Genomic DNA, 23,696 nt, shown 5'->3' on the forward strand with positions numbered 1-23,696 from the left:
TAGACTTTCAGTCCGTCATCGGGATGGAAGGGGCGCGGCCGGGTGAAGGTAGCATACGGGGCGCCCAAAGCAATACCGCTCCGCTGGTGGTAGAATCCGCGGGCCGAGGTGATGAACGCTTTCCGCCAGACGTCGTCCTCGATGGCAAAGGGGTACGAACATCCAAGGCCTGCCACGCAAACGCGGTACTTCCCCGGCTTGTCGAGCGGCGTGAAGTCCAGGGCGTATACGTCCGTGCCGTTGTAGTTCTTCTTGTACGCATCCTCGTCCTTGACTGAGGCGGCTTTGGACAGCGTTGCCGTACCCTCGAAGACCGACTGGCCCGTGGCGTCGTCGAGCACTGAGAACGGCAGTTGGCCCTCGTACTTGAGCCCGCCTCCGGTACCCATCCAGCAAGATAGGAAAGCGATCTTGGCCGGTTCTTTCCGTCGGAAGCCGACCTGGTTGACGTGCACCGCCTCGCTGCGCAGCTTGGCCGGATCGTAGTTCAGTCGCTGTGCAGGCAGTTCGCTGTTGTTGAAGGAGACGACGTAGGTTTTTCCGACCTGAAGGGCAGCGGCCAGTTTCAGGTAGATGACGCTCTCGGTAGGCGAATCGAACTGGTACGGGCCGATCATCGCCAGATCAGACGGCTTCGTCTTGCGGTACACGCAGGCCGGTTTCTGGGGCGTGCGGTAGCGGGAGTCGTCCGGCGAGGTTATCCCGTAGCTCGCAGCTTGGTCAGCCCATGCCGGATCTAGCTTGTCCCCTATGACTAGGTCCATGGTGCAAAGCGTGTCGCCCTGCTTGCCGACCAGCGTTCCGATGACTTTACCGTCCCGCCAAACGAAGCGATGAATGTCCGACGCGTTGACCGCATCGCCAGCTTTTCGGGTGTAGGCCACTTGACGACCGTATTCGGCTCGGCCGGCCATGATCGTCATCCCGACCACGTCAGGCGCGACCATCCCTGCATGCTCGACGCGCAGCGGTTCGTCACCCGCCGAAGCAGCCCAGGAAATCGCAACCGTCAGGATCGTCGGCAGGATCATCGTCATCACCTCGATACACAGGCAGCGTGGTGAGCGGTGTTGTCGAAGCCCCAATGCCGACAAGCGTCGCAGCTGACCACCCTGCCGCCCAGTCGATCGCCTTGGACTTAGGGAACAGCACCGGCTCACAAGGATACAGAGACTGCTTCGAGCAATCCACCGGTATTACGCGAATCAGAGGAGCGGCACAGCCGTGATGCAGTCAACGCCACCCTGCCGAGCCGTGTCACGTCGCGGCCGTGCAGCCGTGGCCTGACAATGCAGCCGTGATTCGCATGAGGACGCGATGAGCCAATTACTCCGGTACCGCCAGCTCGGGATTCGGGTGCAGCAGTGCATCGACGATGGCCACGTAGGCCGGTTTCCGCTGGTTGTTGGAGTCGAAGATCAGCGGGTGCTGGCCGAATCGCCACGTGCGGCGGTCATTGAGGCCCCAGAACGTCACGCGTTCCACAGTATTCTTGTGCTTGATGAGGATCGTGAACAACCGGGCATAGGCATTCGCCTGGGCCTTGAGGTCCTGCGTAGAAGGCGGCGTGCCGTCGCGGCCGCCAAACCTGCGGCGGCCGAAGCCGGGGCCCTGGCCGAGCTGGCCACCCGACGTGCCGCGGATCGTGACGTCCAGCTCCGTGATGCTGACTTTCAATCCCAGCGAGGCATAATCGGCAATCGCCTTGTCGAGGGCGGTATAGGGCACGCCGTTGGTGCTCCAGTGACCCTGGATCCCAACGCCGTGGATCGGCGCGCCGTCCTTGATCAATCGTTTGAGCAGCATCATTGAACTGGCGTGCTTGGGACCAGCCTCGATCCCGTAGTCGTTGTAGTACAGCGTGGCCTGGGGGTCTGCTTCATGGGCGAACTGGAACGTCAGCGTCAGGAATTCCGGCCCCAGGGCCCGCAGCCACGAGGAATCGCGGAGGTTCTCCGTCTGAGCAGTCTGGGCGTCGCCGCGGTCGCTGATCGCTTCATTGACGACATCCCAGCTCCGGATCTTCCCTTTGTAGCGTCCCACGAGCGTGCTGATGTGGTCCCTCAGCCGCTGGGTGATCTTCGCCTTGTCGGCGTCGCGGAAAAACCAGTTGCCAGTCTGGCTATGCCACACCAGGGTGTGGCCATGGACGGCGATGCGGTTGTCCTCGCACCATTTCACCAGCGCGTCGGGCCGCTCGAATCTCCAGGTGTCTTCGCCGGGATGAACCAGGGCCGGCTTCATGCAGTTCTCCGGCGTGACGATGTTGAAGTTCTCCTTGACCAAGCCCAGTTCCAGGTCGGAGTAACGGCCGGGCACGTCGCCGGCCATGCCGATCAGAAAGTGATTCCTGTAAGCGTCCTTGACCGTCGGGCCCCGTTGGTCCATCATAGGAGCTGAGCTCGGCGCGCTGGCAGGTTGGGATGTCGGCTCGGCGGCGCCAACGGCCATGCTGGCCGAGAGGGTGGCGCCCAGGCTGATTACCAGGAGCAATATGCGACGCTCGTTCGAGGGTTTCATTCCCTGTCCTTTCTCACGCTTGCGAATTGAGGGTTGATTCTATGCGAGAAACCAGGATCTTTCGATATGCTGCCTTGATGGCACTTACCTTGGCGAGCCGCCCGCTCCTGGCGGCCGCGCCTGCGACACCAGTCCCCGCCGCATCATCCCCTGCCGCCGCGCAGGCAGGGCCCCTTGCCGGGTCGTTCCAATGGAAGTCCAGCGGGGTGCTGATCAAGCCCGTGTCGGATGAAACCCACAGGCTGGTCTCCGTGAAGGACCCAACGGTGGTTTATTACGCCGAGAAGTGGCACGTCTTCGCGACCACGGCCAACGAACGGGGCCAATGGAGCATGGTGTACCTGAGCTTCAAGGACTGGTCGGAAGCACCTGGCGCCAAGCCCTACTATCTGGATGCCAATCCGAACCTGAGGGGTTATCACTGTGCGCCACATGTGTTCTATTTCCGGCGCCGCAAGAAGTGGTATCTGGTTTTCCAATCCCAGCAGCCGCAGTACTCGACGACGGACGACATTTCCAGGCCGGAAACCTGGAGCAAGCCGGAGGACTTCTTCGCCGGCAAGCCTCCCGGGGCCCCCAGACTCTGGATCGACTACTGGGTCATCTGCGACGACAGGCACGCCTATCTGTTCTTCACGGGCGATAACGGCAGGCTCTACCGCAGCCGAACAAAGATCGACGATTTCCCCAAGGGCATGAGCAATCCGGAGATCGCCCTGGAGGAGACGCGCGATATCCTCTTCGAGGCGAGCATGACCTACAGGATCAAGGGGACGAGCACGTATTTGACGCTGATCGAGGCGCTCAGTCCCGACCGCTACTACCGTGCGTTCACATCGGATCGACTGGATGGCAAATGGACGCCGCTGCCGGAGGCGGATACCTATCGCAAGCCCTTCGCGGGGATCAACAACGTGACCTTTGAGGACGGTGTTTCCCCCTGGACAAAAGACATCAGCCACGGGGAAGTCATTCGCGACGGATACGATGAGTCGATGACGATCGACATGAAGAACCTGCAAATGCTGTATCAGGGGCGTGATCCGGCGATCAGGGCGAATTACAGCCTGCTGCCGTACCGGCTTGGGCTGCTCAAGCTGGATCAATCGAGATGACTCGATGAAGACGATCGCCGGGCACGGCCCACGAATGGTTGCCTGGCAGCGTGATCTGTGTCAGTCTGTGCCTCTGTTGTTTCAAGATGAGGAGGAGCTGTCGCCATGAAAGCCACTGTTTCAGGTCTTGCTCTGTTACTGTACCTGCTGGCCGGTCTTTCGGCTCCTGCCCAGACGACCCAGCCGGTGGAGGATTTCAAGCCGTCGTCGCTGAATCAACCGGGCAGGCAGTATCCCCAGGTCAACTCGGAAAGGCGCCTTCAGGTCCGCATCGTTGCGCCTCAGGCCCAAAACGTCACACTCGACTTCCTAGGTGGTGCAAAGTACCCCCTCACCAAGGGTGAAGACGGCGCCTGGACCGGAGTCACTCGGCCGCAGGACGAGGGTTTTCACTATTACCAGCTCGTCATCGACGGCGCTGGGGTTCCGGACCCTGGTACTTTGTACTTCTACGGCGGCAGTCGCTGGGGCAGTGGCGTTGAAGTCCCGGCTCAGGATCAGGATTTCTACGCCCTCACAAACGTGCCCCACGGCCAGTTGCGGCAGACCCTGTACTTCTCCAAGAACGCCAACGCCGTCCTCCGCTGCTTCGTCTACACACCCCCGGATTATGAGAAAGATCAGTCCAGGCGTTATCCGGTGCTGTATCTTCAACACGGCGGCGGGGAAGATGAAACCGGCTGGGGCAGCCAGGGGCACGTCGGCCTGATTATGGACAACCTGATCGCCGCCGGCAAGGCCCGGCCCTTCATAATCGTGATGGCCAACAGTTACGTTCCCGGCGCTGCCGGCTCAGGCCGTGGACCGGCTCCTGGCCGTCCCGCGGGCGGTGCCCCGGCTGCTGGCGGCGGCGCTCCAGGCGGCGGCTTCCGCTTCAACTTCAGCGCATTCGAGCGGGTCCTCATCGACGACCTGATACCTTTCGTCGACGCCAGTTTCCGCAGCATGGCCGACCAGGCCCATCGGGCCATGGCCGGCCTGTCGATGGGTGGCATGCAGACCAAACAGATCACCCTGGCCAACCTCGACAAGTTCTCCCACATCGGCATCTTCAGCGGCGGCAGCATCGCGCCGGCTGATATCACCGACATGGGTGCGCTCAAGCAGAAGGTCAAGCTCGTATTCGTCGGCTATGGCAGCCGAGAAGTTGATTCCCCCAACCGTAGAGGCGGCGACCCCAAGGCAAATGCGGCAGCACTCAGAGAGGCTGGGATCAACAGTCACTACTACGTGTCTCCGCAGACCGCTCACGAGTGGCAGTCATGGCGGCGCAGCCTCCATGAATTCGCACCACTTCTGTTTGAAGACCAACCCCTTCCGCCCGCCTTCGCGCGGCAAGCCGCCGAGACCGGCGCAGCAACGCCCGCTCCTGCCCTGAAGACGCCCCCAACAGGTCTCACCGGCACCTGGACGTCCGAATTCGATTCACAGATCGGCCATCAAAAATACACCTTCACGTTTGAGCAGGACGGCGCGAAGCTGACCGGGAAGGCCAATTCAGAAGTCAACGACCGGAAACGCGAAGCCAAACTGAAGGAAGGCAAGGTGGATGGTAACGCGATTTCGTTTGTCGAGATGCTGAGTCTCCAGGACAACGAGATTCGAATCACCTACACCGGGAGGTTCTCAGCCGACCGCAACGAAATCAAGTTCACGCGGGAAGTCGGCGAATATGCCAAGACGGAAATCGTCGCCAAGCGCGCGCAGAGCGCGCCTGCTGCCAAGACGATCCGGATCAAGGCCGGAAGGTCCGAACCGGTCAACGACGCTGAAGGCAACGTGTGGCTGGCTGACCAGGGCTTCGAGGGCGGCCAGACGATTGAAAGGCCGGACCTCGAGATTGCCAACACGATGAGTCCCGACCTCTACCGGGCGGAACACTACAGCATGAACTCCTTTACCTGGCCTGTGCCCAACGGCAAGTACGTGGTGAAGCTGCACTTCGCGGAAACCTACGAGGGCATCACCGGGCCCGGTCAGCGCGTATTCTCGTACAAGGTCCAGGACAAGGAGTTCAAGGACTTTGACCCGTGGGTTAAGTCCGGTGGTTTCGGCCGCGCCTATGTCGAGACAGTTCCCGTCGAGGTCACCGACGGCAAGATCCAGGTCACCTTCACGCCGAACGTCCAGAACCCGCAGATCTGCGCGATTGAAATCCTCCCGCAACCCGGCGCCGAAACGAATGCCCCTGCGTCATCTCCGGGTGATCAGCCGCGTCGCGGACCGGGCGGCGCGGGCGGTCGGCAAATCACCCTCGGCCCCGACGACAAACAGGCCTTCCCTGATCCTCCGGCCGGAATCAACGCCCAGCGTGAGGGCATCCCCCACGGCCAACTCGAAATGGTGACCTACGAATCGAAGTCCGTTGGCACAACCCGCAAGATGCAAGTCTACACGCCACCTGGTTACTCCAAGGACAAAAAGCACCCGGTACTCTATCTGCTCCACGGCATCGGCGGCGACGAGACCGAGTGGCAGCGCTTCGCCACGCCAGGCGTCCTCCTCGACAACCTGCTGGCGGACGAAAAAGCCGTGCCCATGATCATCGTCATGCCCAACGGCCGGGCGCAAAAGAACGACCGAGCGGAAGGCGATGTTTTCAGGTCCGCTCCTGCGTTCGCCGCCTTCGAGGAGGATCTGCTCAAGGACGTGATCCCGACCATCGAGTCGCGCTACTCCGTTCAAGCGGACCGCGAACATCGGGCGATTGCCGGTCTCTCGATGGGCGGCGGGCAATCGCTCAACTTCGGGCTGGCCCATCTCGATACCTTCGCATGGATTGGCGGCTTCTCGTCGGCGCCCAATACGAAGCGCCCTGCCGAACTGATGCCCGATCCAGACCGCGCTAGGAAGCAGCTTCGGCTGTTGTGGCTCTCGTGCGGCAACAAGGATGGTCTGATCGGCATCAGCCAGGGCATGCACGCGTATCTGAAGGAACACGACGTGCCGCACGTCTGGAACGTGGACTCCTACGCCCACGATCCCACGCACTGGCGCAACAACCTGTATCACTTCATGCAACGCATTTTCCGCTGATCTGGTTGACTCGCGTGAGGAAATGACTATGCGTCGTTTTGGGTTTTTTCCGGCTTCTGCAAGTCTGGTCGTGCTGACCGTCGGCCCGATCGCCGCCGCGCCGCCGGATCCTTCCGGAACTCCCGCTACCGCGGCACGATCCTGGACTGCCGACAATGGCAACGGAACCTACTCCAATCCCTTGTTTTATGAGGAGTTCGAGGACCCGGACGTCATCCGTGTGGGCGAGGACTACTACCTCGCCGGTACGACGATGCACATGAATCCCGGTCTCATCGTGATGCACTCCAGGGACCTGGTGAACTGGGAACTGGCCAGCTACTGCATCGATCGCCTGGACTTCGGGCTCAGGTTTCGCCTCGAGGGCGGAGCTGTGTACGGCCAGGGCATCTGGGCGCCCTGCATCCGCCACCACCACGGCCTGTTCTACGTCTTCTCCAACGTCAACGGCGTAGGCACCCAGGTCTTCCGCTCGAAGTCCCCCAAGGGCCCCTGGGTACGCAACCAGCTCCCCGGCATGCATGACCCGTCCGTCCTGTTCGACGACGATGGCAAGATCTACGCCATCTACGGCGCGGGCCAGCCCACCATCGTCGAACTCAACAAGGACCTTACCGAGATCATCCCCAATACCCGCCGCCAGATGAACGCCCAGGGCATGGGCGAAGGCCACCACCTCTACAGAATCAAGGGCAAATACTACGACGTCTCCGCCATCGCCGGCGCGCATACCGACCAGGTCGTCGCCCGCGCCGATTCGATCGACGGCCCCTGGCAGGTCGAACGCATGGTCCAGAGCGAGTCCCTGGGCGTTCCCACTCAAAACGGCCTTCGTGTTCGCGGCCGCGGGAAGGACCGGACCTTCACTGTTGCCCCCAGCGACCCCAATGCCGGCGGCGGGCTCACCCTTCATCAGGGCGGCATCGTCGATACGCCCTCCGGCCAGTGGTGGAGTATCATCATGCAGGACCACGGCAGCATCGGCCGCATGGTCGCCCTGGTCCCGGTCACCTGGGACAACAGCTTCCCGTTCGTCGGCTTGCCAGGCAATCTCCGCAAAGCGCCCAATACGTGGCTCAAGCCCGACACCGGTTATACGCAGGACCCCAAGCCGCCCTTCGTCCGCAGCGACAACTTCGACGCTCCGAAACTCAAGCCCGTCTGGCAGTGGAACCACGTCCCGGATGACGCCAAGTGGTCGCTCACGGAGAAACCCGGCGTCCTTCGCCTCCATTCCCTTCCCGCCGCCGATTTCTGGATGGCCCGCAACAGCCTCACCCAGCGGCCGCCTGGACCCGAGTGCATGACGACCGTCGAACTCGACGCCTCGGGCCTGGTGGCAGGAGACACCGCCGGCCTGGCGCTGCTGAGTTCTCCCTGTGCATGGATCGGCCTCATCAAGAGCGCTGAAGGCGTGGCCCTGAAGACTTTCGACCAGACCCATCCCAGGATCACCAATGCACCGGCCAGCCCCACCCACCTGTGGCTCCGCGTGGCCTGTAACTTCGACACCGAGAAAGCCGTCTTCAGTTGGAGTGCCGATGGCAAGGACTTCGCTCCTCTGGGCGAGCCCTTCACCATGGTATTCCAGCTCACCACGTTCCAGGGGGTTCGCTTGGCCCTGTTCAACTACAACACGTCTGGCAAGCCGGGCGGCCATGCCGATTTCGATAACTTCACCGTGGATGAGCCGCGAGCATCGGGCATCGAACGGACGATTCCCGTGGGCAGGACCATCACGCTGACCAGCGGCGCGGACGGCAGTATCGTGGCCGCCAGCGCCCAAGACATGTCTCTCATCAGCGTCCCCCCGGATTCACCCATCGCCTCCACGCCCCATGTTCGCTTCCAGGTAATCGATCTGGGTAAGGGGCGCGTGGCGCTCAAGGCAGGCAATGGCCGGTTTGTTTCGGCCGGTGCCGACGGCGTGGTCCTCAAAGATCTCGCTGACAATGCGCCGGGAGATGCCGAATCGTTCCAATGGGTCAACCTCATGCGCGGCGACACGATGCTCATGTCCCTCACCAACCATCGCTATCTGGCCACGAAGCCCAATAGCCCTGGCCCGGTCACAATTTCCGCTGCCGGAGCGCGCCCGGACCGGAAGGGCGGAGCGTGCTTCAAGTGGAAGACTGTTGAATGAGCGGTCATCCATCGCGTGCGAAGATCTCGCGGACGAAACCCCTAGTCTGCTTCTTCGCCTGCGTGCTTTGGATGGCACTGGCCTAGTGGATGCGGGGCGCGGGACTGATCCGTTACACTTGGGGCCGGCGGCAGATCCCGGCGGGACGTCCGAACCACCTGGGCAGGCTCGGGAAATCCAGACGATCTCCCCACCCATGAGAATAGCTCATCTGTCAAGCTCGCCTCCTCCCCGTCGGCCCCTGAAGGCAACCGCTCGGCATAGGGAAAGGCCGTTTCGCCACAGGGATCCCTCCAAAAACAGTAATATAGAGTCTACTATCCGTAGTCAGGTATGGGCGTCCGGCAAAGGGCCTGTCCATAGCTTTCCGAGGGCACCGTCTCTGGATCTTGGCCGTTTCGGCGGGCAGAGGTAAGCTGTCCGGACGATGCCGCCAGACTTGGTTCGAACGTCGGAAGGTGCGACACCCTGTACACCAGGGGACTCCGGCCTGTGTTGCCTGAGCTGCCAGTACAACTTGACCGGCCTGACGGAGAACCGCTGTCCGGAGTGCGGCCGCGAGTTCGATCCGGAGGCCCTGAGACGCATCTTCTCAGGCGAACCCCAGCCGATCCCGGGTTGGGATGATGGCAACCGTACCTGGTTCTTTCTGGCCTTCTTCCGGGTCTGCTGGATGACTTGGTTTCACCCGGTCCGATTCGCCCAGGTGTTTCCCTGGTGCGTCAATCCCCATTCCGCATTGAGTTACTGGTTCCTGACTCGAACTGTCATGGCTGGTCTGATCTTCGGTGTGGCCGCCACCGGCCTGTTCGGCGATCTGTCATCCTCGTTCGATCGTGCCAATCTCCTGGCCGCCGTGTCCGCTGGAGTATCCGCGTCCCTTGCCTGTGAGGCAGTCTTGGTGTTCCTGCTTGAGCTGGCGTCTCGACGACGAATCACGGTCCGTCCTCAGGGTGGCGGTTCCGTGTCCTGGTGGGCCTTCGTCGGCTTTCATGGCGGCTTCCTGATCATGAGCACCCTGACGGTGCTGTTCATCCTGGTCACAGAAACAGAGGTCACCCTCAACGTGAAACACTCGTTCTGGGAACGCTTGGTCGTGGCCGTCCTCTGCGTAGACGTAGCCTGGTGGTGGTACTGCCTCGGAAAAGGCGTCGCCCAACGCACGATACCAACCAAGGGCAGGATACTTGTGATCTGCCTTATTCCGGCCGTGGGCGCCGGTGCGATCCTGCTGGGCATCCACGCGGCTTTCTTCTATGGTTTCAGGATTCCCTGGCCGCCTCGCCCGTCTTAGGTCCGTTCTTGCTTCGTCCGACGGAAACAGCGGAGGGTGCGAGTCCTTGCGACCTCCGGCATGCGGTTGCTGTGCCGGGTTCTGTGCCGCGCTCGCCGGGACTTCCGCAGCTCCCGTCATGGCCCGTCGCGGAAGGTCCACGGCCTACGGAAGGGTGTGAGCCGAATTGGCCTCGCCCGGCGTGGGATCTGCCATCGCACCCCAGGCACCCGTACCGTTCGGGTAGCGGCCAATGGACACGTCTGCCGTTTGCGGTCCAAATTGAACAGCGTCCAACCGCGTGACCCCGTCCCGATCGAACAAGCCAACGGCCTCGCCCTCGGTTCCGTCCAGCTTGAAGTCCACGTGCCGGGCACCCTGGGTGGGGTCGCTGTCGGCATAGAACACCATGAACTCCCCGGACTTGATGCTCAAGCCACGGGGGAGTTGCCACTTGGTGGGCGTGGCTAGTTCGTCGGTGACGTACATCCCGCCAAGTTCCACTTCGAACGGGTTGGGGTTGTAGAGCTCAAACCAGTCCGGGAAAGCCCCTGGCTCCTCCGGGTCCTCCAGGGCGGTGGCGTTCGACGCCATCACCTCGTTGATGTACAGCGGCACCGCCCCCACCAGATAGTCGGCCGTGTTGACCGCGCTCCATTCGCCGGTGTTGTCCAGAACGCGTGCCTTCAGACGCGTGTTCTCGTTGATGACGATGGTCTCCGTGGCGGGAGGTGGGCTGGTCGGGATGGCGATCAACTCCAGATCGAAGCCGAGATCCGTGCTACTGCCCGAGATCTGGTGTACTTCGACCGCCACCAGGTTCGTTGCGTTGGCGACCAGGAGAGTGTTATACGGTGCTGCCGTGAGGTCAACAGTCCCTTCAAAGAAGGTCTGCTCACCGTTGCTGGCATCGACGGTACTGCTGGCCGTGGTCCGGTAGTTGAAAGTGGCTGGCATGTTCGTGACCGAAGACGGGAGTGGAAGCTGGGTGCCGTTGATGTAGACTACGCCGCCGTCGTCGCGCAGCAAACACACCTTGAGGCTGGCGTACTGCGTCGAGTCGCCGACAGCGAAGGTGTGGCGAAAGTAGTAGGTGATGTGCTTACTGCTCGAGCTTGGGCCGTAGCTAAGCCTGGGCAGCGTTTCACCGTCGTTGCCGTATCCCAGCCGCGTGGCCTGTGGTCCCTTCCAGTTGGAGTCCTCAAATCCGAGGATGGTGCTCATCCAGCCGGTGCCGGCCTGATTGGAGCCGTCGTCCAGGTATTTCCACATCGCGTTTCTGGCCACCAGGGTCACGGGGGTAGGGATGACGGCGTGACTCTCAAAGGAGAGCGCCTGCGGCACCACCGCCCCGCCGGGCAGCCGTGGATCGGTTCCGTCCAGCGTGTAGTAGACGGTGCCACCGACGCCCGCCGGGAAGCTCAAGGTGACCTCGGTTCCGAGGGCCACGTTGCCGCCGGCGCGACTGAACGCCGGCGGGTCGCGGAACCAGCCTTTGTTGCGCAGCTGCTGGACCACCACGTTGGTGCGGTTGGGCAGGTAGGTATCCAAGATCCAGTTCACCTCGGGCAGCCAGTCGTCGATCCGGTTTCGCGGCGGCTCGCGCTTGGAATCGCCCCAGCGAGCCGACTCAGCGATGATGGCCAGGTCGATCTGGTCCCGGCGGGCCGTCATGCGGGCGATGTTGGGTTGGTCGGTGAGCGGGCCGCCATTGAACATCATCTGGTAGACGTGGTCGCTGAAGTGCGTGCGGTAGTCCGAACAGACCGCGAAGTCCTGGTGTATGCGGAAGGGATTGAAATAGTTGAAGGTCCGGCCGACGTCGAACGGGCCGGTACGATCCTCGTTTGGATCGCGTGACCAGCAGCCCATCGAGTGTTCCGCGTCGTGACGGAAGAACCGGAACCCGCTCAGACCGTTGCGGTCGCGTATCGCGAAGAAGTTGTTGGAGAGCTGTCCCCAGACAGACACCGGCCCGTCGGGGTCGCCGGTCAAGATCGTGCAGAGCATGTAGTCGATCAGGCTGTCGGGATCCACCATCACGTCGTAGTCCGCGTTCCGCGTGCCGTCGGGGTTGCATCCCAGAAGCTGCTGGTAGACCTCGTTGGTGACACCGCCGTACTGGGTTGCCCCGTCCTCGCCGCACATCTGCCACAAACGGTAGAAGGCGTCGATGTCGCCGTTGGTGGCGTAAATCTCGTAGTTGCTCTGGGGATCGCATTTGATCACATCGTAGTCGGAGTCGCTGCCGCCGAAGTAGGTGGCCGCGAAGTCGGCTTCCGGGCGCTCGTCGGTGTAGTACAGGCCCCAGTAGACACCGTTGATGTACAGGTGGTAGAAGCGGGATCGCCCGTAGGGCTCACCCATGGCGCCCTGCGCGTCGCGCGAGAAGACGTCGCGGAGGAATGTGCTTCGGTAGTCGCCCTCGAAGGACCACGAGTAGTTCTGGGCAGTGGCTAGGTCTACCTTAGTAAACTCGCTGGCCCCCTCGTCGCCGAAAAGCGGGAACTTCAGTCTGCCGTCGCCGTACTCGGCCCGGAAGAAGAGCCTGAAAGCATGCTTCGGGTTGCCGCCGCTGCGGCTGTAGCCGCCGCGGATCCGCAGGCCGCCATTGATCTGAAAGCCCTCGCTGCCGTCGGGGTTGAGCAGCTCGACCGACGTCAGACGCTCCCAGTCCCGGCCGTCGTTGTAGGCATTGACGTAGATGCCGGCGGCCGGATCGAACAGGTTGCCCAGGTCGGTGACCAGCGAGATCGATGGGATGGAAAGCAGCGCGCCGTGCATCAGAGCGGAGTACCGCAGATCATTCAAGATGTTCGGGTCCAGCCCGTAGTTCATGGTTTGGCCGTTGACGCTGCCGCTCGGCCAGCCGGGCCCCGGCGCGACGCCGTCGGGCGAGTGCTGAATCACGTCGTCGATGAACAGATACGTATGCGTCGCAACCCGGGAGGGCAGGTAGTTGTCTCGGAAGGCGGCTGCCCGGACGGTGCTGGTCTTGTCGATCGTGATGGGGCCAGTGTAGTCCGTGCCGTGGGACACGGTGGGCGTCGAGCCGTCGAGCGTGTAGCGGATCTGCGAACCGGCCGTCGCAGGAGTAAGCACGAGCTGGAAGGGGCTCTCGTAGAGCCCACGCGGCGCGCTGAACTCCACGCCGTGGCAGAAATCGATGCTACCGCTGGTGTTGGGCGCCCCGGGGGTGGGCGTCGCGAAATAGTGCACCTCGTCGGTACTGGCGCCGATGGCAAGTTCCGGAAGAACCAGGAAATCGCCGTTGCCCGCGTCGTTGTTCAGCCCGTGAATGGCCAGGAGGTTGCTGCCCGGCCGCAGGTAAGACATGAGATTGGTCAGGTTGAAGGTCTCAAAGTCGGCGGCATCGCCGATCGGGCGGTCGGCGGTTGCGGCCGAGTTCCAGGCCAGGTTCGCGGGGGCGTTTCGCCGAATCACCTCATGCCCGTTGAGATATGCGACGAAGCCATCCTCGTACTTCACACGCAGCGTCATCAGGTTGTAGGCTGACGGCTCGGCAATCTGGAAGGGCACCCGGACCCATAGTGAGGCGTTGTTGCCGCGCATGGCCGACCCGACGTCCGTGCCGATGTCGGCGGGCAGCACGCTGACTTGGCCTTCCCCCACGAGGCGGAAAACGCTGGCATTGAACGCCTCATGGTATCCTGGAGCCCAGAAGAACTCCAGCTCGGAGCCGCCACCGCGCTCGTAGTAGACGAGCCACACCTGATAGGCCCCCGGCTCGGTGATGCCGAAGGTCTTGAGCGTGTCGGCCGGCCCTCGCGGATTCGGATGGGAGGATTCGAGGACCGTCGCTCCGCGGGTCAGCTTGAGATGAAAGCCGTCGTCGCTGTTGACGCCAAAGGTGTACTCGCCAGCCGCGGGAATCATCACCGTTCCGGTCACCAGAACCACAAAATCATTGACGTCCGATCCAATCTGCGTGCCTGGAAAGGGGGCATCGTTCTCGTAATTGGCCGAGCCGCTGGTATTGAGGTAGTTGACCACCGGCGCGGTCTCAGTCACCGCCCAACTCTGCTGGGCAGGATTGACCACGACGCTCTCGGCTTTGGCCAGGGTGTCCACGGTGATGCTGGCCTTGTAGGTGGTCACAGTAAAGTACATCGCCGAGCTGAAGCCCATGCCCGTCGGCCCAGCGGACCAATCCGCGTCCGAGTAGTCCGGGTCGGTCCAACCGGCGCCCAGGCCAGCATCGGCCACGGTGGGAACGCGGTACCTGACCGACGTTGCGGCCGAGACCAGTTTGACTGCCGACTGAGACAGGCCGTAGGAGACGTCAGTCAGCTGCTGTGGGTATTGCGGGTAGGCCGAGACGATGGTGTGGCCGTCCGGGGCCACCAGGGCGATGAAGGCGTTGAGGGCATCGCCGTTGCCGTTGTCGCTGAGCTTGAAGCTGGTATGCAGGGGCTTGCTGGGGTCCGTGCGGTCCTTCCCCGACGCGAACACCACAAGGTATTGACCCTGAGTCATCGCTACGGCGGGAAAGGCCCATTTGGTTAGCTCGGTGGGATCATCGGTCAGGTAGTATCCGGCCAGATGGAAGACCGGTCGGCAGGGGTTGTACAGCTCGATCCAGTCCGGGTGGCTGCCATCCTCGTCGGCCAGGCCGTTCGCATTGCTGGCCACGAACTCGGTGATGAAGATACCATCCAGATCGCCGGTCGATACGGCGACCTGCGCCCCCGACGCACACGCCACGAGAATGGCGAGATCGTCCTGGTTGATGGCCCCGTTGCCGTCCAGATCGGCGTCCAGGCACCTCGGATCTGCGATGGGCAGGCTCCCGCTGAAGCAGGCCTGCAGATGCCCGAAATCGCATTGGTCGACGTCCGTATCGCCGTCGGAATCACAGATCCGGCACCCGCACGTCCCCACTTGGGCCTGCGAAACGGTACTCAAGCAGAGTAGCCCGATCAGACCCGCCAACGCCCAGGCAACTTTCCGCGCATGATGAGCCACGGTACGTACCTCCCTTTGTCGGCCGAAGGACAGGTGTGCCGGGCCGACGAGTATGGCCTTTATCGGAAGGGCACGACTCCGATTCCATTGTACCAAGCTGCCAGTATTCAATGAAGGGTTTGGGCCAGCACCTCTTCAGGGGGGCTCGACCGGAAGACACGTCGGGCCGGCTCTCGAGACCATACGTTACCCACACCTCTCCGAGCTCCGAGAGCCTCGACGGGGAGAATCGGCTGACGGCCGCCGCGTACGGGTCCGTTGTCACGGGACGGCTGCGTTTGAAGCAGGAACGTTCCTCTCCTCTGGACTGCCCACAGCCGGAACAGGAGCCGATCCCGTGTGATGGGGTTGCCCCGGCCGGGTGGCCGGTTCCTGGTCCACCAGGATCCGGCCTCGGGTGTTTGCCGTCTGGACGCGGCGGAAACCGCGTTCCGCCAGATCGCCGAGATCGAATCTGAGCCGCTTCTCCTTCGAAATCGCCCTGGCCCGTTCGACCAGCTCGCGCGACCGGACCTGTTGTGTCCGCGGCACCGCGATCAGGATTCTGTTCCCGGTGTTGCGGACATTCAGAATGTACAGCTCATCGAAGACGCTCTGGTAGGTTCGCACCATGGAGTCGTAGAGAGGATTCGAGTCGCGGCTCCAGACATTCGCCACCACGATCCCTCTCGGTGACAGTGCCCGGCGGACCGCTCTGAGAAACTGCTGTGTCGCCAGGTGATAGGGAATCTCCTCATCGCTGAACGCGTCGAGCAAGATGATGTCATAGGGATCCCGGCACTTCTCGATGAATCGACGTCCGTCATCGACGTGGGCGCGCATGGTGGCGTCTTCACGGAAACCGAAGAACTCCTTGGCCACGTGAACGACATCGGGGTCAATGTCAACCACATCAATGATCGCGGCCGGGTAGTGCGCATGCAGCAGGCTCGGGATTGTCCCGCCGCCCAAGCCGATCATCAGCATGCGTTTGGGTGGCTCAATGAAGGCCAGGCCCATGAGCATCGCCTTGGCGTAGGGGAGCTCGACGTGATCAGGGTCTCCGACTTTGACGACACTCTGCCTCCCCCCATAGTGGTCGAACGAGAGCGTGCGCAGTCCTTGATCATCCTCAGTCACCACGACCAGGTTGTATGGTGACTGCTTCTCATAGAGCACCTTCTCGGCCGCTCTGGCGGTCGTCCCTGCGGCAAGTGCCGGCACCATCGCGAGGAGGTAGGTTCTTCCACTCATCATTGCTGGTTCTCCGTGTGGTCATCTTGACAAGGACTTGGTCCTCTGCCTGATCGCTCGGCGCTGCAGGGCGGCGTGTGCCCGAAGCCTGAGCCTGGCGCACCTCGCGGCTGCCGGACGGCCCTGTCCGCCGAGACGCCTCGCCATTCAGTGGCGTCACATTCCTATACCGCGAATGCCGGTGCTCCGCCATACCGCAGGGACCGCAGTTTCTCCCCCAGCTGCACGCTTCCGGCGAAGGGGCCTCACCGCTCCGGGTCGATATACCAGAGTACTTTGCAGCAGCTGACTTGTTACTTCAGACAATCCGGATCGGCCGGCGCATCCGCCCCGCTGAAGCAGCGCTGGAAGAGGCCGAAGTCTGCTTGGTCCACGTCTTGGTCGGCGTCGAAATCATACGGCGAGCAGCTTGGGCCGGGAGCGATGGCCGGGCCTGAAAAACACGGGGCGAAGAAGAAGTTGAAGTCGTCCCGATCCACGTCGCCGTCGCGGTCGCCGTCAGGCGCGATGGCCGTGACCAGCACGAGGGACAGATCCGGGAACACGTTCGGTATCCAGGGGCCCGCTGGTGAGGGCGACAGGGCCGGCGTGTCCAGGTAGCTGTCGGCGGATGTCATCCACTGCCACCTGGGATCAGTCGCGTTGATGTTGAGGAAGTACTCTCCGGGGCCGGGTGGTACGAAGGCCGGATTCAGACGGGCGTTGAACTCGTAGATGGCGTCGCCGGTCGCGGCCCAGTTCACGAAGTAGCGGCTGGCCTGCACCAGTTGCCCTGCCAGGGGGGGGCCGGGCATCGGAAGGCTAAACGGATGCGGGGCTCCGTCTGAGGCGAACCACTGAATCACGAACGGCTCGAGGTAGGGCATGTTCGGCCGGTGCATGCCTGGTTCGCCGGCGTAGGTGCCCCACCAGCGCAGACCGTCCGCCGCGGTCGAGGCCGCACCGGTGCACAGGAAATCATCTGCGCAAACCTGGCCGCCAGCCACACTGCTCGGCCGGAAGCCGCCGGTGCTCATGTCCGGGGCCTGCCACCATCGTTCCGTTCCACCGAACGCGGTCGGGTTGCCCGTGACCCAGGACCACACCTCGACAGTCTCGTGTGCCACCAACGTCATGTTGGGCATGGTGGCCTCGTCCTGGAGCATGGTGATCCGGGCTGTCCCCAGGGATAAATCGGTGGCGCCTCCCGCGTCAAAGTACGCGGCCACGCCGCCTTCGATCTGGGCCTGCGTCTGGGAGAAGGAGAAGGCGAAATCCGCCGTGTCCGTGCCCGGCGTCCAACTCACCGCCAGCCCGCCGTCGGGACTCCGCGTAATACGGAGCTGATAGATCATGGCGCCGGCCAAATTGTTCGGGTCATCGTCCGATCCCGCCCTGACGTATTGGCTGACAATGACCTGGTTGGTGCATCGGCTGCCGTCCGCTGCAATCTCCGGCGAGAGGCCTGCGGATCCCCCCGTCCACGAACCACCAGCCATCAGGGACAGTTCCGGTTCCACGTAACGGTGTAGGCCGTCAGAGTCCGTCGGGAACGGATCGCAGACCAACCCGCTCCACGACGGGTACGGCTGCGAACCGAACACGATCGGGTCGGCCATGCCATTGGCCCAGGCGGTGGCATGTCCGGTGCCGTCACCACAGTCCTTGACTTTGGCAAGAGCGAAGATGACAGTCTGGGTGCGGACCTCCACCGAATTCCCGCGGACCGTCCAGTCCACTCGAATCTCATTACTGGCATGACCCTCTGCGTCCTTCACGGCCGCGTCAGCGCGGACGGACATGTTCTGGCCCGTCACGGTCAGCTTCTCTCCGCTCTGCCGGCTGACGGTGAGGTAGACGCCCGACTTGGAGTTGTCCTGAGGGGGAGCCGTACCATGTCCGCAGGTGGCCGTGGCTTTGGCCCTCACCATGCCGGTCGAAGTGGCGTAGAACGGGACCGGAACGTTCACGGTGTACTTGTTCTGTACCGCCGGCGGGTTCACGTCCGTGATCTTCTTCCACGGGTCGTCGGCTGCCCGGCTGGCGGCCGTGAGTAGTCCCGCCGCCACCAGAACTGCCAGCGGCAATCTGCCCCTGCTTCTCAAGATTGTCACCTGAGTCACGCTGTCACCTCCACGCCCGAAAAGGGCATCCGTTCGCCGGGGTGCGTACCGGGTGCCTGCACCCGCCAACCGGGTCCCGCTGCGCCCGCACGGCTGGAAGCTGCCGAGGTGCTCCTCACCGACAAGTCCCAAATCACCTTGGCCCGGTTGCGCCACCGGACCGACTCCCATTCTCATCGGTATCGTCTTGACCGCAGAAGGAATACGCTGGGAGAAAGGTGGAAATGCTCGGCAACCCTTCCCCGCCGATCTGCTATCCCAGATACCAGCTTACCATCCTGTCTCCCGATCGCAAAACGGAAATGACCGAGAAACGAGCGATTCGACAACGGACAACGGCGCGACCGCGATCACCGTCGGGCAACGAAGCTCCGGGTCACCGTGGTGAGAGAATGAGGACTTCGGGCTTTCGTCCGGGCAACGGCACGTGAGTCAAGGACGTGGCGGCCGCTCGGGGTGATTCTGAGTGCCTGCGGGCCGCCGCCCGCCAACCTCGGATGCCTTTCGCCATGGCGGGCACCAGTTGACAGGGCGTCGCCGTATCGGCCCCTGGCGTCTCGCGTCCTCGGCCGGACGCGGCCCGTTTCGCTCCATTGCTGATTCCCTTCTCCCGCGGTGGCCTGACACCGGTCCTTTGCGGGTTCTGGCCACCCGCCGAAGGCTGGCCAGGTGTCCCGTCTGCCGGGGGCTGCTTCTCAAGACGATGCGATCAGGCTCGTTCGTGCCCGCCGTTGCCATTCGTGCCCGCAGCCGGCCTCAGATCGAGTAGTCATCCACGAAGACCTTGATCGAGCGGGGGCTGACGAAGACCGTCCGGCCCCTGTACAGATCGAGTTCGCGGTACCGGTGATGGGGCAACTCGACGAAGACATGCTGCCCGGTGTCGCTCAGCAACTCGATCTTGACGTGGCCCCCGGCGGCGTTGATGTGCTGGACCGTGGCGGGGAACGCCGGGCGACCCGTGGCTTCGACCTCCAGCTCTAACTCGTGCGGCCGAATGAACGCTCTTGTGTCCGTCGCTGCGGCCCGGTCCGGATCGACGCTCTGGACTTCGAGCGGCCCGAAGAAGAAGCGTCCGTCTTCGGCACGGCCCTGGAACACGTTGACATTGCCCAGGAAGTTCATCACGAACTCGTTGGCCGGCTGATGGAAAACCTCCTCCGGTGTGCCGATCTGCTCGATCCGACCCTCGTTCATGACCACGACACGGTCGGAGACCTCGAGGGCCTCCTCCTGATCGTGAGTCACGAACACGCTGGTCAGGTGAATCTCGTCGTGCAGGCGTCGAAGCCAGCGGCGGAGTTCCTGGCGAACCTTGGCGTCGAGGGCCCCAAACGGCTCATCGAGCAGGAGGACCTGAGGCTCGACCGCCAAGGCCCGGGCCAGAGCCACGCGCTGCCGCTGGCCACCGGAAAGCTGGGAAGGGTACCGATCGGCCAGCCAGTCAAGCTGTACGAGTCTGAGCAGGTCGTGCACGCGGTCGCGGATCTCGCTTCGTGGCGGACGGAGAACCCGCGGCCGAACGCGCAGGCCAAAAGCAACATTCTCGAAGACGGTCATGTGCCTGAACAGGGCGTAATGCTGGAACACGAAGCCAACGCGGCGTTCGGCCACCCGACGGGCCGCCATGTCCTCACCATGAAACAGGATGGTCCCGCTGCCCGTGTCCGCCACCTCCAACCCGGCAATAATCCGCAGTAGGGTCGTCTTGCCCGATCCGGACGGGCCGAGCAGGGCCACCAATTCACCGCTGGCGACGTGTAGATTCACGCTCTTCAGTGCGGCGAAATGGCCGAAGGTCTTGGAAATCCGCCGGATTTCGATGCTCATGAAGGCCCCATGATCCCGGCCCGACAGTCAACGCGAGGCGGCGGCCAGACCGCGATCCAGATCCGCGATCAGGTCATCTACGCACTCGATCCCGACCGACAGCCGGATCGTCGCGGGACTGAAACCGGCAGCCCGCCGGCGGTCCTCCCCGATCGACGCATGGCTCATCGTCCAGGGCTGCTCCACGAGCGACTCGACTCCGCCCAACGACTCGGCCAGCGAGAAGTACTGGAGCCGGGCGAACAGGGCGTCGGGCGTCAGCTGGTCAAGATCCAGGTCGAAGCTCACCATGCCGCCGAAGCCACGCATCTGCCTGCAAGCCAGCTCGTGGCCGGGATGGGCCGCCAAGCCTGGGTAGTAGACCTTCTTCACACGCGGGTGCTGCTCGAGCCAGCGAGCGATGGCCAGGGCATTGGCCTGATGAGCTTCCATGCGGCAAGCCAGCGTCTTGACCCCGCGGAGCACAAGCCAGGCGTCGAAGGGCGAGCAGGCCGTGCCCAGGGCGTTGACCAGGTGGCCGATCCGCTCGCCAAGCACGGCGTCCTTAACCACGATCGCGCCCCCGACCACGTCACTATGTCCGTTGAGGTACTTCGTCGTCGAGTGAACGACTATGTCCGCCCCGAAGCCGAGCGGGTTCTGGAAATACGGGCTCATGAATGTGTTGTCGACGACAGTCAGGATCCCGCGCGGGCGGGCGGCGGCAATCACCGCGGCCAGGTCGACCAGGTTCAGCAGCGGGTTCGACGGCGTCTCGATGACCATCCCTCGGGTGTTTGGCCGAATGGCCCTGCGAACCTCGTCGGGATCGCCCATCCGCACGAAAGAGGTCGTGATTCCGAGACCGGGCAGGACGTCCTGGAGGAGCCGAATCGTGCCACCGTAGATGTCGTCACCGGCGATGAGGTGGTCGCCGGATCTGAACAGCATGGCCACTGAGCTGATGGCCGACATGCCCGTGCACGTTGCCCAGGCCGCAGTCCCCCCCTCGAGAGCGGCTAGGTTCTCCTGCAGGGCCGCCCGGGTCGGATTCGCCGACCGCGTGTAGTCGTAACCCTTGGTCACGCCAACCCGCTCGAAGGCGAAGGTCGAGCTGGGATAGATCGGCGTTGTCACCGAGTTGAAGGCTGAATCCTTGTCCACGCCGTGATGGATCGCCAAGGTGCGAAAATCGGCCGATCTGCTGTTCGCGTGACTCATCCTGTGCCTTTCTGCTTTAGATACCCGCTCCGCCGGCGAACTCGTCGCTGAACACCTCCCGAGCCGTGACCGGCGAATAGGTGAATACTGACGCCAGAGTCGCCTTGTCCATCAGGCGAGCCGTTAGATTCCTTGCGTCGAGCAGGACCCGTCGAAAGCGGCACACCGGCTCCTGACTGCACCTCTCGTAGTGGCTGGACGACACGCAGGCGATCGGGGCCAGCAGGCCGTCGAAGAAACGCACCACCTGCCCCATGGTGATCTTGTCCGGGCTTCTGGCCAGACGATAGCCCCCTTTCTTGCCAGGCACGCTCTCCACCCACCCTTGCTCCTTCAGGGCGAGCATGATGTGCTCGAGGAACCGCTTGGGAACATCGTTTCGCTCGGCCAGCGCCCGAATCGGTATCGGGTTGCGTCCATGGTGCTCGACCAGGGTGAAGAGGGCCCGCAACGCATAATCCGTTTTCATCGAGAGCTTCATGAACGCTCATCCTGGGCTATCATTGAATATCTACTCAAAAGGTCGACATTATTGCTAGTATAGGCCAGATCTCCTGAATGTCAACGCGATCGGAAGGCATGGGTCATCTCGACGGCTCTTCGGCCGGGCCCCGGGCTTGGAGTCGCCGTCCAGCTTGGGCGACGTAGGAACCGAGATTGTATCCACAGACACCCCCTCATCCATTGCCCGGCACCTGCCGTTCTCTCCGCAGATCTTGAGCGGCCCATTCGTCTGATGCGTGTCGGCCACGCTCGACAGGGGGATGGCGCTCGGTCCCGGACGGGCGGCACCGCGCCCCCTGGCCACCGGTGTCGTTGGCACCCTAACCGTCGTCCCAGAAGGATCGGTGGTCAGCCGACGGTCGCGAGGTCGCTTCGGCGTCTCTTGGGAATCGACCGATGTCGTTTCGCTCATTGAGCTTCCGGGGAGCCGTGTGGAGGGCGCTGGGGATGGACAAACCTGCGGGGGCCGGCGGGAGGACCGGGCCGCGAGACGAACGGAAGGAGTCGGCCCCGAAGTAGGCATCGACCACTCCCCCTTTCTCGTGGCTTCGTCCTCAGTTTTTGGGCGGACACTCCGGTAGGGCTATAATCATCACCTTCTGTTTTTTGGAGGTCATGAATGAAGTTGCGTCTACGTACGACATTGTGTTCTCTGACCATCCTGGGGCTGGCCACGATCAGCGGTTGCGGATGTGCCGAGATCAACTACATGGTCGGGGCGGCAGGCGGGGAACTCCACCTCCTCAGCTCGATGGTTCCGATTGAACAAGGCTTGACCGACACGAGTCTCAGCGAGGAGGAGTTGGCGAAATTGGATCTGGTCATCCGCACCCGGGACTACGCCGAGCAGACCATCGGGCTCAACGTCGGTCACAGCTACCACAACTTCGTCAACCTGCACGGCGGGCCGCTGGCGTGGAATCTCTCCGCGTCGCGCAAGGACGCGATCGTACCCTACACCTGGAGCCTGCCCTTCGTCGGGTCGATCAGCTACCTCGGGTACTTCAACTTAGATGAGGCCAAGGCGGAACGCGACCGACTGGTGGATCAGGGCTACGACACCATGATCTACGAGCTTGACGCCTACAGCACGATCGGTCTTCTTCCCGATCCACTGACATCAGCCATGCTCGGTCGCGACAGCGTCAACCTGGTGGACACGGTTATCCACGAACTGCTGCACAACACCATCTGGTGTGCCAGCGATGCGGTCTTTAGCGAATCGCTTGCCACATTCGTCGGACGAACCGGGGCACTGGAGTTCCTGACGGCTGAGTATGGTCCGGACGCAGCGATTGTGCACGACGCCCGGATCGGGTACGAAGACACGGACCGGTTCAACACCTTCCTGTTGGCCCTCACCGGGCGATTGGAGGAGCTGTACAACAGCAGCGTGGGCAGCGAGGCCAAGATCGCCGCCCGGGCGACGATCTTCGAGGACGGCCGGCAGCGGGTGGCGACCGAGCTGCTGCCGACGCTTAACGAGCCGGATCGTTATCAGAGCTATGCAGAGTTCCCATTCAACAATGCCTTCCTGATGGTGAATGGGCGGTACAATACCGACCTGGTGCTGTTCGAGCGGGTGCACGACCGAACCGGACGTGACTGGTCCGCGAGTCTTGCCGTCTTCCGTTCTGCGGCGAATTCGGGTGATCCGTTCGGGTTCATGCACTCCTGGTTGGGAGACTAGACTGCCCGGGACCCGAGGCCAGGCCCCCCCGCGGAAGAGTCCGGTTTCCTCGCCGCCGCATCGC

Annotated in this window: 13 protein-coding genes and 2 pseudogenes; 7 read left to right on the forward strand and 8 right to left on the reverse strand. The window is 62.8% G+C overall.

Going from position 1 to position 23,696, the window contains the following annotated elements; translation table 11 throughout:
- A partial coding sequence (locus tag KA354_16685; GenBank protein MBP7936279.1) for a hypothetical protein occupies nucleotides 1-1,031 on the reverse strand: 1,031 nt, incomplete at its 3' end.
- A gap of 295 nt (nucleotides 1,032-1,326) precedes the next feature.
- A complete protein-coding gene (locus KA354_16690) occupies nucleotides 1,327-2,520 on the reverse strand; it encodes an endo-1,4-beta-xylanase (GenBank protein ID MBP7936280.1) in 1,194 nt (397 codons plus the stop codon).
- A gap of 77 nt (nucleotides 2,521-2,597) precedes the next feature.
- On the opposite strand from KA354_16690, the gene KA354_16695 reads away from it, so the two are divergent.
- The 6 genes and pseudogenes from KA354_16695 to KA354_16720 all read left to right on the forward strand — a co-directional run bounded on the left by KA354_16695 (nucleotide 2,598) and on the right by KA354_16720 (nucleotide 10,108).
- On the forward strand, nucleotides 2,598-3,635 hold the full coding sequence (locus KA354_16695) for a glycoside hydrolase (protein MBP7936281.1): 1,038 nt from the start codon (nucleotides 2,598-2,600) through the stop codon (nucleotides 3,633-3,635).
- 105 nt (nucleotides 3,636-3,740) lie between these two features.
- Nucleotides 3,741-4,940 (forward strand): annotated as a pseudogene (locus tag KA354_16700) (esterase).
- A 270-nt stretch (nucleotides 4,941-5,210) separates the two neighbouring features.
- A pseudogene (locus tag KA354_16705) lies at nucleotides 5,211-5,792 on the forward strand (malectin).
- A 183-nt stretch (nucleotides 5,793-5,975) separates the two neighbouring features.
- Nucleotides 5,976-6,671, forward strand: a complete 696-nt coding sequence (locus KA354_16710) for an esterase family protein (GenBank protein ID MBP7936282.1) — start codon at nucleotides 5,976-5,978, stop codon at nucleotides 6,669-6,671.
- A 28-nt stretch (nucleotides 6,672-6,699) separates the two neighbouring features.
- Complete coding sequence (locus KA354_16715) at nucleotides 6,700-8,814, forward strand: family 43 glycosylhydrolase (protein MBP7936283.1); 2,115 nt, start codon at nucleotides 6,700-6,702, stop codon at nucleotides 8,812-8,814.
- 427 nt (nucleotides 8,815-9,241) lie between these two features.
- Entirely contained in the window at nucleotides 9,242-10,108 is an 867-nt protein-coding gene (locus KA354_16720; GenBank protein ID MBP7936284.1) for a hypothetical protein, read from the forward strand.
- Between the two features lie 144 nt (nucleotides 10,109-10,252).
- Here KA354_16720 and KA354_16725 read toward each other — a convergent pair whose 3' ends face one another.
- From KA354_16725 to KA354_16750, 6 genes are all read right to left on the reverse strand, one after another.
- Nucleotides 10,253-15,073, reverse strand: coding sequence for a chitobiase/beta-hexosaminidase C-terminal domain-containing protein (locus KA354_16725; GenBank protein ID MBP7936285.1), 4,821 nt, complete (start codon nucleotides 15,071-15,073; stop codon nucleotides 10,253-10,255).
- A 261-nt stretch (nucleotides 15,074-15,334) separates the two neighbouring features.
- Nucleotides 15,335-16,309, reverse strand: coding sequence for a fused MFS/spermidine synthase (locus KA354_16730; protein MBP7936286.1), 975 nt, complete (start codon nucleotides 16,307-16,309; stop codon nucleotides 15,335-15,337).
- Between the two features lie 290 nt (nucleotides 16,310-16,599).
- Nucleotides 16,600-18,372 carry a hypothetical protein gene (locus tag KA354_16735; protein MBP7936287.1) on the reverse strand — a complete coding sequence of 591 codons (1,773 nt, stop codon included), beginning with the start codon at nucleotides 18,370-18,372 and terminating at the stop codon, nucleotides 16,600-16,602.
- Between the two features lie 792 nt (nucleotides 18,373-19,164).
- Nucleotides 19,165-20,238 carry a sulfate ABC transporter ATP-binding protein gene (locus KA354_16740; GenBank protein ID MBP7936288.1) on the reverse strand — a complete coding sequence of 358 codons (1,074 nt, stop codon included), beginning with the start codon at nucleotides 20,236-20,238 and terminating at the stop codon, nucleotides 19,165-19,167.
- A gap of 27 nt (nucleotides 20,239-20,265) precedes the next feature.
- Nucleotides 20,266-21,438 (reverse strand): PLP-dependent transferase, encoded by a 1,173-nt coding sequence (locus KA354_16745; GenBank protein ID MBP7936289.1) that lies wholly within the window; start codon nucleotides 21,436-21,438, stop codon nucleotides 20,266-20,268.
- Between the two features lie 16 nt (nucleotides 21,439-21,454).
- A complete protein-coding gene (locus tag KA354_16750; GenBank protein ID MBP7936290.1) occupies nucleotides 21,455-21,919 on the reverse strand; it encodes an Rrf2 family transcriptional regulator in 465 nt (154 codons plus the stop codon).
- A 642-nt stretch (nucleotides 21,920-22,561) separates the two neighbouring features.
- On the opposite strand from KA354_16750, the gene KA354_16755 reads away from it, so the two are divergent.
- Nucleotides 22,562-23,632: an aminopeptidase gene (locus KA354_16755; GenBank protein ID MBP7936291.1), complete on the forward strand. Its 1,071-nt coding sequence runs from the start codon at nucleotides 22,562-22,564 to the stop codon at nucleotides 23,630-23,632.
- Nucleotides 23,633-23,696 lie beyond the last annotated feature (64 nt).

The sequence above is a fragment of the Phycisphaerae bacterium genome (genome assembly GCA_018003015.1).
GTDB lineage: Bacteria > Planctomycetota > Phycisphaerae > UBA1845 > PWPN01 > JAGNEZ01.

Coding starts and splice junctions, on each gene's coding strand:
- KA354_16690 (MBP7936280.1), bottom strand. CDS start 2,520: ATGAAACCCTCGAACGAGCGTCGCATATTGCTCCTGGTAATCAGCCTG.
- KA354_16695 (MBP7936281.1), top strand. CDS start 2,598: ATGGCACTTACCTTGGCGAGCCGCCCGCTCCTGGCGGCCGCGCCTGCG.
- KA354_16710 (MBP7936282.1), top strand. CDS start 5,976: ATGGTGACCTACGAATCGAAGTCCGTTGGCACAACCCGCAAGATGCAA.
- KA354_16715 (MBP7936283.1), top strand. CDS start 6,700: ATGCGTCGTTTTGGGTTTTTTCCGGCTTCTGCAAGTCTGGTCGTGCTG.
- KA354_16720 (MBP7936284.1), top strand. CDS start 9,242: ATGCCGCCAGACTTGGTTCGAACGTCGGAAGGTGCGACACCCTGTACA.
- KA354_16730 (MBP7936286.1), bottom strand. CDS start 16,309: ATGATGAGTGGAAGAACCTACCTCCTCGCGATGGTGCCGGCACTTGCC.
- KA354_16740 (MBP7936288.1), bottom strand. CDS start 20,238: ATGAGCATCGAAATCCGGCGGATTTCCAAGACCTTCGGCCATTTCGCC.
- KA354_16745 (MBP7936289.1), bottom strand. CDS start 21,438: ATGAGTCACGCGAACAGCAGATCGGCCGATTTTCGCACCTTGGCGATC.
- KA354_16750 (MBP7936290.1), bottom strand. CDS start 21,919: ATGAAGCTCTCGATGAAAACGGATTATGCGTTGCGGGCCCTCTTCACC.
- KA354_16755 (MBP7936291.1), top strand. CDS start 22,562: ATGAAGTTGCGTCTACGTACGACATTGTGTTCTCTGACCATCCTGGGG.